Origin of the sequence: Actinosynnema sp. NPDC049800, assembly GCF_040656635.1 — a bacterium.
Lineage (GTDB): Bacteria > Actinomycetota > Actinomycetes > Mycobacteriales > Pseudonocardiaceae > Actinosynnema.
In genome coordinates this window covers 1-14958 of the sequence record NZ_JBFAMT010000042.1, presented here as the reverse complement: position 1 = coordinate 14958, position 14958 = coordinate 1, and the positions used below count along the sequence as shown (strand labels likewise).

The 14958-nt window shown below is 71.7% G+C and carries 15 protein-coding genes; 9 read left to right on the top strand and 6 right to left on the bottom strand.

All coding sequences use genetic code 11. The features are described from left to right. The first annotated feature begins 115 nt into the window (after nt 1-115). The 7 genes from AB0I91_RS32695 (at nt 116) to AB0I91_RS32665 (ending at nt 7980) form a co-directional block, all read left to right on the top strand. Nucleotides 116-1003 (top strand): FAD binding domain-containing protein, encoded by an 888-nt coding sequence (locus AB0I91_RS32695; RefSeq protein ID WP_498778854.1) that lies wholly within the window; start codon nt 116-118, stop codon nt 1001-1003. A gap of 2 nt (nt 1004-1005) precedes the next feature. After that, nucleotides 1006-1491: a (2Fe-2S)-binding protein gene (locus tag AB0I91_RS32690; protein WP_498778857.1), complete on the top strand. Its 486-nt coding sequence runs from the start codon at nt 1006-1008 to the stop codon at nt 1489-1491. Next, a complete protein-coding gene (locus AB0I91_RS32685) occupies nt 1488-2843 on the top strand; it encodes an 8-oxoguanine deaminase (RefSeq protein WP_499640418.1) in 1356 nt (451 codons plus the stop codon). Before AB0I91_RS32690 ends, AB0I91_RS32685 begins: the two co-directional genes overlap by 4 nt. Then, on the top strand, nt 2840-5065 hold the full coding sequence (locus AB0I91_RS32680) for a xanthine dehydrogenase family protein molybdopterin-binding subunit (RefSeq protein ID WP_499640416.1): 2226 nt from the start codon (nt 2840-2842) through the stop codon (nt 5063-5065). The genes AB0I91_RS32685 and AB0I91_RS32680 overlap by 4 nt, the downstream gene beginning before the upstream one ends. A gap of 81 nt (nt 5066-5146) precedes the next feature. Next, nucleotides 5147-5629 (top strand): nucleoside deaminase, encoded by a 483-nt coding sequence (locus AB0I91_RS32675; protein ID WP_499640414.1) that lies wholly within the window; start codon nt 5147-5149, stop codon nt 5627-5629. Nucleotides 5630-5797: 168 nt separating this feature from the next. Then, complete coding sequence (locus tag AB0I91_RS32670; protein ID WP_499640412.1) at nt 5798-7222, top strand: NCS2 family permease; 1425 nt, start codon at nt 5798-5800, stop codon at nt 7220-7222. A 362-nt stretch (nt 7223-7584) separates the two neighbouring features. Further along, on the top strand, nt 7585-7980 hold the full coding sequence (locus AB0I91_RS32665) for an allophanate hydrolase-related protein (RefSeq protein ID WP_499640410.1): 396 nt from the start codon (nt 7585-7587) through the stop codon (nt 7978-7980). Here the strand turns inward: AB0I91_RS32665 and AB0I91_RS32660 are convergent. From AB0I91_RS32660 to AB0I91_RS32640, 5 genes are all read right to left on the bottom strand, one after another. Beyond that, nucleotides 7953-8570 carry a response regulator gene (locus AB0I91_RS32660; RefSeq protein ID WP_498778869.1) on the bottom strand — a complete coding sequence of 206 codons (618 nt, stop codon included), beginning with the start codon at nt 8568-8570 and terminating at the stop codon, nt 7953-7955. The two genes, AB0I91_RS32665 and AB0I91_RS32660, sit on opposite strands and share 28 nt — an antisense overlap. Further along, entirely contained in the window at nt 8567-9763 is a 1197-nt protein-coding gene (locus tag AB0I91_RS32655; RefSeq protein WP_499640408.1) for a sensor histidine kinase, read from the bottom strand. The genes AB0I91_RS32660 and AB0I91_RS32655 overlap by 4 nt, the downstream gene beginning before the upstream one ends. Nucleotides 9764-9775: 12 nt before the next feature. Next, on the bottom strand, nt 9776-10501 hold the full coding sequence (locus tag AB0I91_RS32650) for an ABC transporter permease (protein WP_499640406.1): 726 nt from the start codon (nt 10499-10501) through the stop codon (nt 9776-9778). 4 nt (nt 10502-10505) lie between these two features. Continuing rightward, nucleotides 10506-11414, bottom strand: a complete 909-nt coding sequence (locus AB0I91_RS32645) for an ABC transporter ATP-binding protein (RefSeq protein ID WP_498778872.1) — start codon at nt 11412-11414, stop codon at nt 10506-10508. Nucleotides 11415-11562: 148 nt separating this feature from the next. Then, nucleotides 11563-12144, bottom strand: a complete 582-nt coding sequence (locus AB0I91_RS32640) for a TetR/AcrR family transcriptional regulator (RefSeq protein WP_499640404.1) — start codon at nt 12142-12144, stop codon at nt 11563-11565. An 81-nt stretch (nt 12145-12225) separates the two neighbouring features. Here AB0I91_RS32640 and AB0I91_RS32635 point away from each other — a divergent pair, with 81 nt between their 5' ends. Further along, entirely contained in the window at nt 12226-12540 is a 315-nt protein-coding gene (locus AB0I91_RS32635) for an antibiotic biosynthesis monooxygenase family protein (RefSeq protein WP_498778876.1), read from the top strand. A 6-nt stretch (nt 12541-12546) separates the two neighbouring features. Here the strand turns inward: AB0I91_RS32635 and AB0I91_RS32630 are convergent, their stop codons facing one another. Continuing rightward, entirely contained in the window at nt 12547-13170 is a 624-nt protein-coding gene (locus AB0I91_RS32630; RefSeq protein WP_499640402.1) for a DUF305 domain-containing protein, read from the bottom strand. Between the two features lie 223 nt (nt 13171-13393). On the opposite strand from AB0I91_RS32630, the gene AB0I91_RS32625 reads away from it, so the two are divergent. Further along, the gene (locus AB0I91_RS32625) at nt 13394-14824 is read left to right on the top strand and encodes an LVIVD repeat-containing protein (protein WP_498778939.1); all 1431 of its coding nucleotides are present in this window, start codon (nt 13394-13396) and stop codon (nt 14822-14824) included. Nucleotides 14825-14958: the final 134 nt, after the last annotated feature.

Sequence of the window (14958 nt, the reverse complement as noted above, 5' to 3'; positions counted from 1 at the left end):
GCACAAATCCACTCGTCGTAGGAGCCTGGGATTCATCCACACCGCTCTAGCCGATCACCGCCCCGGGTCTGTGTACTGGCTCACACACCGCGCACTCCACCCACCGAGGTAGCCGATGGATTTCCTCCGCCCCGACACACTCGCCGAAGCGCTGGCCCTCAAGGCGCAGCGCCCGGACGCCGTGCCCATCGCCGGCGGCACGGACGTGATGGTGGAGCTGAACTTCGACCACCGCCGCCCGACCGCCCTGCTCGACCTGACCCGCATCGCCGAACTCCGCTCCTGGGACTCCGAGGGCGGCAACGGGGACGGCGGCACGGTGCGCATCGGCTCCGGGGTCCCGTACACGCGGATCATCGACGAGCTGGGCGACCGCCTGCCGGGGCTGGCGATGGCGTCCCGCACGGTCGGCTCGCCGCAGATCCGCAACCGGGGCACGGTCGGCGGCAACCTCGGCGCCGCGTCACCCGCCGGTGACACGCACCCCGTGCTGCTGGCCGGGGACGCCACCGTGGAGGCCGCCTCGACCAGGGGCACCCGGCTGATCCCGGCCACCGCGTTCTACCTGGGCGTGAAGCGCAACGCGCTGGAGCCGGACGAACTGATCACGGCGGTCCACGTGCCGGTCACGCGGGCACCGCAGCAGTTCGCCAAGGTCGGCACGCGCAACGCCATGGTGATCGCGGTGTGCTCGTTCGCGGTCGCCCTGCACCCGGCGCGGCAGCGGGTCGGGGCGGCGGTCGGCAGCGCCGCGCCCACGCCGCGCCGTGCGTCGGCGGCCGAGGAGTTCGTGTCCGCCGAGCTGACCGCCACCAACCAGTGGGATTCGCCGAAACCATTGCTGGACTCGGTGAAACGGCGGTTCGGCGAACTCGTGGCGGAGGCCGCGAGCCCCATCGACGACGTGCGTGGCTCGGCCGCGTACCGCAAGCACGCCCTCTCCGTGCTGGCCCGCCGCACGCTCGACTGGGCCTGGCGCGACTACTCCGAGAAGGTGGCCTGACCATGCGCGTGAACGTGACGGTGAACGGCGAGCCGAGGCAGGCCGACGACGTGTGGGAGGGCGAGAGCCTGCTGTTCCTGCTGCGCGAGCGGCTGGGTCTGCCCGGCTCGAAGAACGCGTGCGAGCAGGGCGAGTGCGGCTCGTGCACGGTGTACCTGGACAACACGCCGGTGTGCTCCTGCCTGGTGGCCGCGGGCCAGGTGCAGGACCGCGAGGTTCGGACGGTGGAAGGCCTGGCCGAGGGCGATCGGCTCGACCCGGTCCAGGAGGCGTTCGTGGAGGCGGGCGCGGTGCAGTGCGGGTTCTGCACGCCCGGTCTCGTGGTCGCCGCGCACGACCTGCTCGACCGGGTGCCGCGGCCGAGCGACCCGGAGATCCGCGAGGCCCTCGCCGGGAACCTGTGCCGCTGCACCGGGTACGAGAAGATCCTGGACGCCGTGCGCCTGGCCGCGACCCGCAAGGCGGACCCGGAGGCCGCGGCCCGATGACGCCGACCATCCTCGACGGTGTCGCGGTGGCCACGGTGGACACCGCGGGCACCGAGCACGCGTTCGGCCACGTCGTCATCGAGAACGGCCGGATCACCGCGGTGGGCGCGGGCCAGGCGCCCAAGCCGACCGGCCCGCACACGTGGGTCGACGGCAGCGGCTGCCTGGTCACGCCGGGCCTGGTCAACACCCACCACCACCTCTACCAGTGGGCCACCCGGGGCCTCGCCCAGGACGCCACGCTGTTCGAGTGGCTGACCACGCTGTACCCGGTGTGGGGCGGCCTGGACGCCGAGATCACGCACTCGGCGGCCTCCGCCGGGCTGGCGAGGCTCGCGACCACCGGGTGCACGACCGCCGCCGACCACCACTACGTCTACCCGCGCGACGGCGGCGACCAGTTCGCCGCCCTGGTCGAGGCGGGCAAGCGCGTCGGCCTCCGCCTGCACGCCATCCGCGGCTCGATGGACCGCGGCCGGTCGCACGGCGGCCTGCCGCCGGACAACCTGGTCGAGGACACCGAGGCCGCGCTCGTCGCCACCGAACAGGCCGTGAACGACCACCACGACCCGAGCCCGGACGCGCTGATCCGGGTGGCCGTCGGGCCGTGCTCGCCGTTCTCGGTCAGCGCCGAGCTGATGACCGGCGCGGCGCGGCTGGCCCGCGCCAAGGGCGTCCGGCTGCACACCCACCTCGCCGAGACGGTCGACGAGGAGGACCAGTGCCAGGCCGAGTACGGCTGCACGCCCACCGAGTACGCCGAACGCCTCGGCTGGCTCGGTGACGACGTGTGGCTCGCGCACACCGTGCACCTGTCGCCCGACGCGGTGAAGCGGCTGGGCGCGACCGGCACCGGCAGCGCCCACTGCCCCACCTCCAACGGCCGGCTCGGCACCGGCATCGCCCCCGTCCGCGACCTGCTCGACGCCGGCGCCCCGGTCGGCCTCGGCGTGGACGGCGCGGCGTCCAACGAGTCCGGCGGGATGGTCGAGGAGCTGCACCAGGCCCTGTTGCAGGCCAGGCAGCGCGGCGGCCCCAAGGCCTTGGACGTCCGCCAAGCGCTGTGGCTGGGCACCATGGGCGGCGCGCGCTGCCTCGGGCGCGACCGGGAGCTCGGCTCGATCGAACCCGGCAAGCTCGCCGACCTGGCCGTGTGGCGGCTCGACGGTCTCGACCACGCGGGCATCGACGACCCGGTCGCCGCCCTGGTGCTCGGACCGCTGCCGAAGCTGAAGCTCCTGCTGGTGGGCGGCCGGACCGTGGTGGACGACGGCGAGCTGCGCACCGCCTCCGAAACCGATCTCGCGCGCGACCTGCGCGCCGCCGCCGAGCGACTGAAGGGGACGCGATGAGCCTCACCCCCGCCGAACTGACCTCCGCCGTGACCGGCGGCATCGGCTCCAGCCCGCAGCGGCCCGACGGGAGCCTCAAGGTGCGGGGCGAGTTCGCCTACGCCTCGGACCTGTGGCACGAGGACATGATCTGGGGCGCGACCCTGCGCAGCCCGCACCCGTACGCGCGGATCCTCTCGATCGACCTGACCGAGGCGCTCAAGGTGCCCGGTGTGCACGCCGTGCTCACGCACGAGGACGTGCCGGGCCGGAACCGGTACGGGTTGGAGCACAAGGACCAGCCGGTGCTCGCCGAGGACGTCGTCCGCTACCAGGGCGAACCGGTCGCCCTGGTCGGCGCGGACCACCCGGAGACCGCGCAGCGCGCCATGAAGCGCATCAAGGTGGAGTACGAGGTGCTCACCCCCGTCGTGGACATGGAGACGGCGATCGACGACACGCCGCTGCACCCCGGCGGCAACCTCGTGCGGCACGTGCCCGTGCGGCGGGGCGACCAGCACGCGCGGGCCGAGGTCGTGGTCACCGGCCGGTACGAGGTCGGCATGCAGGACCAGGCGTTCCTCGGACCCGAGTCCGGGCTCGCCGTGCCCGACGAGGAGGGCGGCGTCGACCTCTACATCGCCACCCAGTGGCTGCACGTCGACCAGGGCCAGGTCGCGGCGGCCCTCGGCCTGCCGCTGGAGCAGGTGCGGCTGACGCTGTCCGGCGTCGGCGGTGCGTTCGGCGGGCGCGAGGACCTGTCCATGCAGGTGCACGCGTGCCTGCTGGCGCTGCGCACCGGCAAGCCGACCAAGATGGTCTACAACCGCGAGGAGTCGTTCTACGGCCACGTGCACCGGCACCCGGCGGTGCTGCACTACGAGCACGGCGCCGACCGCACCGGCAAGCTCGTGTACGTCAAGGCCCGGATCCACCTCGACGGCGGCGCGTACGCCTCCAGCACCTCCGCCGTGGTGGCGAACGCGGCGACGCTCGGCGTCGGGCCCTACGACGTGGACAACGTGACGGTCGACTGCTGGGGCGTCTACACGAACAACCCGCCGTGCGGCGCGATGCGCGGGTTCGGCGCGGTGCAGTCCGCTTTCGCCTACGAGTCCCAGATGGACAAGCTCGCCGAGGCGCTCGGCATGGACCCGGTCGACGTGCGGATCGTCAACGCGATGAGCGAGGGCTCGGTCATGCCGACCGGTCAGGTGGTCGACTCGGCCGCGCCCGTCGCGCAGTTGCTGAAGCTGGTGAAGGACAAGCCCATGCCACCGCAGGCGACCGCGGTCGACCTGCGCGACATGCCCGGCGGCGTCTCCAACACCACCCACGGCGAAGGCGTGGTGCGCGGCGTGGGGTACGCCGTGGGCATCAAGAACATCTGCTTCTCCGAGGGCTACGACGACTACTCCACCGCCCGCGTCCGGCTGCAGGTCATCAACGGCGAACCGGCCGCACTCGCGCACACGGCGGCGGCCGAGGTCGGCCAGGGCCTGGTGACGATCATGCAGCAGATCGTGCGCACGGAGCTGGGCGTGCAGCGGGTGACGATCCTGCCGATGGACACCACCATCGGCAACGGCGGCTCCACCTCCGCGTCCCGCCAGACCTACGTGACCGGCGGCGCGGTGAAGGCCGCGTGCGCTGCCGTGCGGGAGAAGCTGACCAAGCTCGCCGGTGGCCGCGACCCGTCCACCGTGGACCTCTTCGAACTGCTGGGCGACGACGTGATCGACGAGACGGTGGAGTGGCGGCACCGCGCCACCGAGCCCATCGACCCGGAGACCGGGCAGGGCAACGCCCACGTGCAGTACGGGTTCGCCGCGCACCGCGCCGTGGTGGACGTGGACGTGGAGCTCGGCCTGGTGAAGGTGGTCGAGCTCGACTGCGCGCAGGACGTCGGCAAGGCGCTCAACCCGCAGGCCGTGCTCGGCCAGATCCAGGGCGGGTCGGCCCAGGGCCTCGGCCTCGCGGTGATGGAGGAGATCCAGACCCAGGGCGGCAAGCTGCGCAACCCGTCGTTCACCGACTACCTCATCCCGACCGTGCTCGACATGCCGCCGATGAGCATCGACGTGCTGGAACTCGCCGACCCGAACGCGCCGTACGGTGTGCGGGGCGTCGGCGAGCCGCCCACCATCTCGTCCACCCCGGCCATCGTCGCGGCCATCCGCGCCGCCACCGGCCTCGCCCTGACCCGCGTGCCCGTGCGACCGGAGCACATCACCGGCACCTGACCCGCGCACAGCCCCCCGCACCGAACCGCGCACCCGCCACGGCCGCCGTGGCGCGCTCGCGCACGCCCTGAGGAGCACCCCATGACCACGTCCGTGTCCCCCGACCACGCCTGGCTGCGTGAGTCGATCGACCTCGCCACCCGCAACGTCGCCGCGGGCGGCGGCCCGTTCGGCGCGGTGATCATCCGGGCCGGCGAGGTGATCGCGACCGGCACCAACCAGGTCACCACGACGCTCGACCCGACCGCGCACGCCGAGGTGGTCGCCATCCGGGCGGCGTGCCGGGTCGTCGGCGACTTCCGGCTCACCGGCTGCGTGCTCGTGTCCTCCTGCGAGCCGTGCCCGCTGTGCCTGTCCGCGGCGCTGTGGGCGCGGGTGGACCGGGTCGTCTACGCCGCGGACCGGCACGACGCCGCCGCGGCCGGCTTCGACGACCGCGAGTTCTACGAGCTGTTCGGCCGCCCGCGCGAGACGTGGAGCCTGCCGGTGCACCAGGTCTCCACGGGCGAGGACACCACGCCGTTCACCGCGTGGCTGTCCCGGACCGACCGCGTCGACTACTAGCCGGAGGACACCCGGAAGGCGGAACCGGAGCAGGCGGCGGATCCCGGCGCGGCCACGAGCCGCTGGTGCTGACCGGAGCACCGAGAACACCGACCCGAACGCGTTCGGCGGGGCCGTGCTCGACGGCCTCGCCCGGCCGAACGCGCCCACCGGCATGGGAAGGACGTCATGACCCGGATCACCGATGGCATCCCCACGCGGACCACCCGACTCGACCGGTTCTTCCGCGTCAGTGCGCGCGGCAGCACCATCGGCCGGGAAGTGCGCGGCGGTATCACCACCTTCGTGGCGATGTCGTACATCGTCCTGCTCAACCCGCTGATCCTGGGCGCCTCGGCCGACATCACCGGCACCCGCCTCACCGTCGAACAGGTCACGACGGCGACCGCGCTGGCCGCGGGCGTGATGACGATCCTCATGGGTGTCGTCGGCAACGCGCCGCTGGCGCTGGCCGCGGGCCTCGGGGTGAACGGCGTGGTGGCCTTCCAGCTCGCGCCGACCATGACCTGGGCGCAGGCGTTCGGGCTCGTGGTGCTGGAGGGCCTGTGCATCGTCGTGCTGGCCGCGTCCGGGGTGCGGGAACGGATCATCAACGCCATCCCCGCGCCGCTCAAGACCGCCATCACCATCGGCATCGGCCTCTACATCGCGCTGGTCGGCCTGGTCAGCGCCGGGTTCGTGACCCGGACGCCGGACGCGGCCGGCTCCACCGTGCCGGTCCGGATGGGGCTGGACGGCCACCTGGTCGGCTGGCCGATCGCGGTGTTCTGCCTCGGCCTGCTGCTGATGATCGTGCTGATGGCACGCGGGGTGCCCGGCGCGGTGCTGATCAGCATCGCGGTGGCCACCGTGCTGGCCGTGGTCGTGAACGCGGTGTTCGACGTGCCCGGGTGGGGCCTGGTGACGCCCGACGTGCCGGACTCGGTGGTGGCCGCGCCGGACTTCGGGCTGTTCGGCGAGGTGGACCTGTTCGGCGGGTTCGCCTCGGCGGGCGCGATCACCGCGACGGTGTTCCTCTTCACGCTGGTGCTGTCCGGGTTCTTCGACGCCATGGGCACCATCACGTCCGTGTCCGACGAGGCCGGGCTCACCCGGGACGGCAAGGTGCCGGGCATGGGTCGGATCCTGCTGGTCGACGGGTTCGGCGCGGTCGCGGGCGGGGTCACCGGGTCGTCGCCCAACACGGTGTTCCTCGAATCGGCCGCGGGCGTCGGCGAAGGGGCCCGGACCGGTCTGGCGAGCGTGGTGACCGGGGCGATGCTCGCCGCCACCCTGCTCTTCACCCCGCTCGCGGCGGTGGTGCCCGCGCAGGCCGCCGCACCGGCACTCGTGGTGATCGGCGGTCTGATGATGGCGCAGTGCCGGCGGATCCCCTGGGACGACGCGGATTACACGATCCCGGTGTTCCTCACCGCGGCCGTGATCCCGTTCACCTACTCGATCACCAACGGCATCGGCGCGGGCCTCGTGTCGTACGTGGTGATCAAGACCTGCAAGGGCCAGTGGCGCTCGGTCGGCTGGCTGATGACCGTGATCGCGGTGCTGTTCGTCCTGTACTTCGGGGTCGAGGGGTTCACCGCCGTCCTGCGTTAGGGAGGGTGGGGTGCGCTTGTCGGCCGCTTCGGTGCCGGCGTGGACCAGGCCGCTCGCGGTCGATCTCACGGTCGAAGGGCGTCCGGTGGTGTCGTCGTGGTCGTTGGCCATGGGCCCAGGTTCGGTGCGATTCCCGACCTTCGCAGCAACTTCTTCCTCGGTTGTGGACAACTCCCTTGTGGAGTAACGGGGAACGGCTCCGCGAGCGCTGGTGCTCCGCGCCGTCGACCGCGCTCGATCGCGGCTCTACCACGAAGTTCCTGGAGTACCACGTCTTGGTGCGCGATGCCCGACCTGTCTTCGCGACTGTGGACAAGGGCCCGGCAACTGGACCTACTCCCCGATCCGCAAGGAGGCCCACGATGACGTTGATCTTCCTCAACGGCGGCGGCATGCGCGGCGGCCCGCTGCACCACCAGTTGCAGGGGACGCCGCTGCTGTGCGTGGCGCGCAGTGCCCCCAGGTACCGCTACTTCTCCGTGGGCGACCGGTTCCCCGCGATGCACGCCTCCGGTTCGGGCCGCGTGGTGGGCGAGCTGTACGACGTGCCGCTGACCGTGCTGCGCGACCACCTGCTGCCCGCCGAGCCGCCGGAGCTGGAGCTCGGCGTGATCGAGCTGGCGGACGGCAGCGCCGCGCTGGCCACCGTGCTGCGGGACGCCTGCCTCGACAGCCCGGAGCTGACGGACATCACCCGGATCGGCGACTGGCGGGCCTACCTGGCCCCGGGTCAGGCGCCCAGCAGTCCCCGCTCGTAGGCCACCGCGACGGCGGCGGCGCGGTCCTTCACGCCCAGCTTGGCGTAGACGTGCACCAGGTGCGTCTTCACGGTCGCCTCGCTGATGAAGAGCTTCGCCGCCGCTTCGCGGTTCGTGCACCCGCGCGCGATCAGCCCGAGCACCTCCACCTCGCGGTCGCTCAACGGCTCCGCCATCGGCTGCCGCACCTGGCCCACGAGCCGGGTCGCCACGGACGGCGACAGCACCGCCTCTCCCCTGGCCGCCGAACGCACCGCCCGGAACAGCTCGTCACGCGGGGTGTCCTTCAGCAGGTACCCCGTGGCGCCGGCCTTGATCGCGGGCAGCACGTCACTGTCCGTGTCGTACGTCGTCAGCACCAGCACCTTCGTCGGACAGCCGCGCAGCCGCTCTATGGCCGTGACGCCGTCCACGCCGGGCATCCGCAGGTCCATCAGCACGACGTCCGGCCGCAGTGCCCGCACCACGGTGACCGCCTCCGCGCCGTCCGCCGCCTCGCCCACCACGTCCACGTCACCGGCGCTCGCGAGCATCCCGCGCAGCCCGTCGCGCACGACGGGGTGGTCGTCCACGATCACCACGCGGATCACGGCGCCACCTCGGCGGGGATCGCGGGCACCGACGCGGACACCGCCGTGCCGCCGCCCGGCTCGGACTCCACCACCAGCGCGCCCGCCAGGCGTGACACCCGCTGGCGCATGCCGACCAGCCCGAACCCGTCCGTCCTCGCCTCCGGGTCGAACCCCGCGCCGTCGTCCCGCACGTCCAACGTCACCACGTCCTCCATGTACGACAACGTCAGCCCGACCCGCGACGCGCGCGCGTGCTTGGCGACGTTCGACAAGGCCTCCTGCGCGGCGCGCAGCAACGTCACCTCCACCTCGGGGTGCAGGGGCCGTGCCGCGCCCGTCGTGCTGATCGACGCCGCCACGCCCGTCTGGTCCGTCCACCCCGCCGCGACCTCGGCCAGCGCGTCCGGCAGGTTCGCGTCCACCAGCGCGGGCGGGCGCAGGGCGTGCACCGAGCGACGGGCCTCGGCCAGGTTCTCCCGCGCCAGCCGCAACGCCGTCTCGACGTGCCGCGGCGGGTCCTCGTCCGCCTGGAGCTGCGTGATGATGCCGGCGAAGCCCTGGGCGAGGGTGTCGTGGATCTCCCGCGCCAGCCGCTGCCGCTCGTCCAGCACGCCCGCCTCGTGGGCCTGGATCAGCAGCTGGGCGTGCAGGCCGGCGTTCTCCTTCATCATCGCCGCCATCTCGGCGACCAGCTCCTTGCGACGCCGGGACTGCTCGGAGGTGATGTGGCCGAACGCGGTGAACGTGCAGGCGATGACGACGATGAACACCACGATGAACAGGTACACCACGATCGGCCCGAGCTCCGCCGGCGGGAGGCCGCCGTACAGCGACGTCGCCGCGAGGACACCGGTGGCCGACACCCCGACAAGCTTCCACCGGCCGGGCAGCACGTCGATGGCGTAGATGTACCCGGCGAAGGAGAAGAAGCCGAACATCGGGTCGCGCAGCCCCAGCAACGCGTACGAGACCAGGATCCCGACGAAGAACAGCGCCATCAGGCCGGTCCGGGAGCGCCAGCCCGGGTGCAGGGTGTGCCACCACAGCATCCACAGGCCGGTCGCCGCCGCGATCCCCACGTTGACCGCCGTGGTCGAGCCGGAGTCCGTCCCGACCACCAGGTACATGCCGGTCGTCAGCACGAGCACGAAGTACGGGATGACGTGCCCGGCGACGTCCAGCCGCCGTTCCCACGCGTCCAGCACGTCCATCGCGCGCAACTCCTACTCCCAGCGGAACGACTTCGCCGCGACGGTACCCGCCACCACCGTGACCAGCGCCAGCACGCCGAGGTGGACGGGGTCCGGGGCGGCGCCCAGCCACGACTGCTGCAACGCCTCGACGCCCGGCGGCAGGTACGCGCCGATGACGTTGAGGAAGTCCGGCAGCAGGAACCGGGGCAGGTACACGCCGCCGAAGAACATGACCAGCATGAACACGACGGTCGCCCACCCGCCGGCGGACCGCGCGCTCGGCGCCCAGGCCGCGACCAGCAGGCCGATGGCCGACAGCGACAGCATGCCCAGCAGGAACGTCACCAGGAACCAGAGCGGGTGGTGCGGCAGGTCGATGTCGAACACCGCCCGGGCCACGACCACGAGCAGCACGATCGCGATCACGCCCGCGACCAGGTTGACGAGCACCTGCGCCACCAGCAGGCGCGCCGGGTGGACCGGGGTGGTGGAGAAGCGGCGCAGCACGCCCTTCTCGCGGTAGGTGGCGACCGTGGCGGGCAGCTTGTTCAGGCCGAGGAACGCCAGCGTGGTCACGACCAGCGACGACATGAAGGCGTCGATGAACCGCTGGTTGCCGAAGTTCGGGTCGGGGGTGCGCAGCGCGGGGATCGCGCCGAGCACCAGGAGCAGGATGGTGGGGAAGAGAACCGCGAACACGACCATGCTCGGCTCGCGCAGGAACAGCTTCCACTCGGTGTTGACGATCTTCAGCATTCTGCTACTCCGTGAGCGCGCGGCCGGTGAGGCGGATGAAGGCGTCGTCCAGGCCGGCCTGCTCGATGCGCAGGTCGGCGGCGACGATCTGGTTGCGGGCGAGGACGGACGTGACGGCGTGCAGCAGGTTGCCCGTGCCGGTCACGACGAGCTGCGGACCGTGCTGCTCGACGTCCGAGACCTCGGGCAGCTCTTCGAGCAGCTTCACGTCCAGCGGCGCGGTCGGCCGGAACCGGACCCGCTGCTCACCGTCCACGCGGGACACGAGCCCGGCGGGGCTGTCGACCGCGACGAGCTTGCCCGCGTCGATCACCGCGATCCGGTCGCACAGCCGCTCGGCCTCTTCCATGAAGTGGGTGACCAGGACGACCGTGACGCCGGCGTCGCGGACCTGCTCGACCAGGCTCCACGTGTCGCGGCGCGCCTGCGGGTCCAGGCCCGTGGTGAGCTCGTCCAGCACGGCGACCTTGGGCTTGCCGATCAGCGCCAGCGCGATGGAGACGCGCTGCTTCTGGCCGCCGGAGAGCTTGCGGTACTCGGTCTTGGCGCGGTCGGCCAGGCCCAGGCGTGCCAGCAGCTCCCGCCAGTCGGCCGGGTCGCGGTAGAACGACGCGTACAGGTCCAGGGCCTCGCCGACCCGGATGCGGTCGGGCAGCTCGCTCTGCTGGAGCTGGACGCCGAGTCGCGTGCGCAACTCCGCCCGGTCACGTCGCGGGTCCAGCCCGTCGACCCGGATCGTGCCGCCGTCCGGGGAGCGCAAACCCTCCATGCACTCGACGGTCGTGGTCTTCCCGGCCCCGTTCGGGCCGAGGATCCCGAAGATCTCCCCTTCGTCGACGGAGAACGAGACACCGTCCACCGCGACCTTCCGGTCGTAGGTCTTGACGAGGTCGACCACCTCGATGATTGCCATGCCACCAGCGTCGTCGCCGGGGCGTTCGACCGGATCACACGGCGGGCCACACCTCGCATCAACCGATCGGTTGATCTTCCCGTAGACCACCCTGATCCACCCTCAGGGACGCACCCTGAGCGTCGAGCCCGGGGGTCCGAGACAGGGGTCAGGGGTGGAGGCCGCGGAGGACCTGGGTGACGAGGGCCGTGACGACCTGGTCGTTGTGGGCGGTGTCGCCGGGGCGGAGGGTGCGGGAGGCGGCCTCGACGGCGCCGTGGACCAGGACGGCCCGCAACCCCGGTGAGGGGATGCCGGCCTCGGCGAGGACGTCCGCCAAGGGGGCGAGCAGCTTGTCGTGCTCGGCGCGGATCGCGCTGCGGGCGGCGTCGGGCAGCGCGTGGGCGGAGAGGGCGACGACCGCGCCGTGGCGACCGTCGGCGATGATCTCCAGCTCGGTGCGGAGGTAGGCCTCGACCTTGGCCTCGAGCCCGTGGGCCGAGCACACCGCCTCGGCCAGCCTGCGGCCCCACTCGGGCAACTCGTCGGACACGATCGCGGCGACCAGCTCCTCGCGGGAGCGGAAGTACTCGTACAGGCTCGGCCGCGACAGACCGACGCGACGGGCCAGCGACGCGAGGGTCAGCGCGTCCGCGCCCTCCGAGGCGACGATGTCGCGCCCCGCGTCCAGCAGGGCCCGCAGCCGGTTCGCGCGGTGCTCCGCGAGCGTGTCGGCGCTGATCCTGGGCACTCGCCCGATCCTAGCCCTTGCCTTGCCTACGCACCGTTGGAATAGTTCCCTACGCAGCGTCGGGAACCACGGAGGTGCCGGGTGTTCATCGCGACCAACCGCTTGTTCGTCCCCGCCGAACGCGCCGAGGAGTTCGAGGCGCACTTCCGGAGCTCCATGCGCGAGCACCTGCCCGGCGTGCCGGGCCTGCGTCGCAGCACGCTGCTGCGCCCCACGCGCCCCGACCAGCCGTACGTGTCGGTCAACGAGTTCGACACCGAGGACGACTTCCGCGCCTGGGTCGCGTCGGACTCCTTCAAGGAGGCGCACCGGCGCAACGCCGGCATCGCCCGCCACGTGACGGGCAACGCGGTGGAGACCTTCCGACCGTCGGAAGACCTGCTGCTCAGCCCGTGATCGCGGTCAGGGGATCGTGATCGCCCTCATCCGCTCGATCTCGTCGGTCTGGGTGACGGAGACGTCGTTGGCCATCTCCTCGACCCGCACGTCGCTGCCCGAGGACAGCACCTCGACCGCCATTCGCACGGCGCCCTCGTGGTGGGCGATCATCAACTGGAGGAAGAGCCGGTCGAAGTCCGCGCCACGGGCGGCCTTCAGGGCGGCCAGCTGCTCGTCGGTCGCCATGCCGGGCATCGAGCCGTGGTCGACCTCCGGCAGGTCGGCGCTGTGGCCGTGCGCGGGCGCGCTCTCCGCGTACTGCCGCTGCCACTGCTCCATCGCCGCGATCTCGGGGCCCTGCGTGTCGTGGATCCGCGACGCCAGGCCGCGCACCGTCTCGTGCTGCGCGCGTTCCGGCGCCAGCGCGGTCATCTCCAGCGCCTGCTTGTGGTGGACGATCATGCCGGCGACGTACTTCAGGTCCGCCTCGCTCGGCGCGACCCACCGATCCGTGCCGAAATCCTCCGGGGCCAGGGTTTTCGCTTGCTCGCCCGGCCCTTGCGGCGCAATGATCGGAGCCTGGTCGTCCGACTGGGACGTACAGCCCGCGAGGACGGCCACCAACACCGCGACGAACACCATCCGCATCCCGCTACCCCCTAGAACCTCCGGTCGGCCGTCAACGTACCCGGCCGTTCCACCGGCCGGAAGCGGAGAAAGTTTCCGACGATCGGGTCTGGTCCTTAGCCATGCGAAGGGGTGATACTGCGGGCCCTGCAGTGGGTTGGAAGGGGAACCTGAAGTGGAAGTACGCGATTTGACCCGCCGGCGCAGAACGCCGGCCGCGGTCTTGGGGGCGTTCGCGCTGAGCCTGTCGGTCGTGGCCTGGGCGCCTCAGGCGACCGCCGCGCCGGACGACGCCGACCTGGCCGGACTGTCCGAGACCCAGCTGTCGAGCCAGGAGCAGCCGGCCACCGGCATCCCCGGCGTCGACGAGATCCGCAACAGCCGCAACGTCAAGCACCTGGCGAACCTGCCGAAGCCGGCCCCGTTCACCGCCTCGTCCACGTGGTCCGACCTGGCGTTCCAGAACGGCTACGCGTTCGACGGCAACTACGACGGCTTCGTCATCTACGACGTGCGCCAGCCGCACAAGCCGTCCATCGTGAGCACGGTCTGGTGCCCGGGCTCGCAGAACGACATCTCGGTCAAGGACAACCTGCTCTTCCTGTCCACGGACTCGTCGCGCAGCGACAACTCCTGCGCCAGCACGCCGCTCTCCGCGACCAACAAGGACGCGTGGGAGGGCATCAAGATCTTTGACATCAGCGACAAGAAGAACCCGAAGTACGTCGCCGCGGTCGAGACCAAGTGCGGTTCGCACACGCACACGCTGGTGCCGGACAAGAAGGGCAAGAACGCCTACCTGTACGTCTCGTCGTACGGCCCCAACGACACCTTCCCCGACTGCAAGACGCCGCACGACCTGATCAGCATCGTCAAGGTGCCGCTGAAGGACCCGGCGTCGGCCTCCGTGCTGTCGGAGACCGTGCTGTTCCCGGACGGCGGCAACCCCGGCCGTGACGGCACCATCGAGGACGGCTACGTCCGCGCCACCTCGGGCTGCCACGACATCACCGTGTACCCGTCGAAGGACCTCGCGGCCGGCGCCTGCATGGGCGACGGCGTGCTCTGGGACATCTCCGACCGGGAGAAGCCCCGCGAGATCAGCCGCGTCCAGGACAACGTGAACTTCGCGTTCTGGCACTCGGCCACCTTCAACAACGAGGGCACCAAGGTCGTCTTCACCGACGAGCTCGGTGGCGGCGGCGCGCCGACCTGCAACGAGAAGATCGGCCCGACCCGCGGCGCGGACGGCATCTACGACATCACCGGTCGCGGTGACGATCGCGAGCTGGAGTTCCGCTCGTACTACAAGATCTCCCGGACCCAGGGCGACACGGAGAACTGCGTGGCGCACAACGGTTCGCTGATCCCGGTCCAGGGCCGCGACATCATGGTCCAGGCGTGGTACCAGGGCGGCATCTCGATCTGGGACTTCACCGACTCCCGCAACCCCAAGGAGATCGGCTGGTTCGAGCGCGGTCCGCTGCCCAACGGCGCGGGCGGCGGCTCGTGGTCGGCGTACTACTACAACGGCTACATCTTCTCGTCCGACATGGCCAAGGGCTTCGACGTCCTCGACATCCGCGACCCGCGGACGGCGACGGCGAAGCTCGTCCGGGTCGGCGAGTTGAACGTGCAGACGCAGGGCTCCTACCGGGACCTGTTCCCGCGCTAGCCCGGACGGTCCGACCGTCGTGACACCAGGAGGGGGCGCCCCCCCCCCCGGCGGGCGGCGCCCCCCCCCCCGGCGGGGCCGCAACGTCGTCGGCCCTGCCGGTCTGGGGGCGGGCTGGGCGGCGGCGGGGGGGG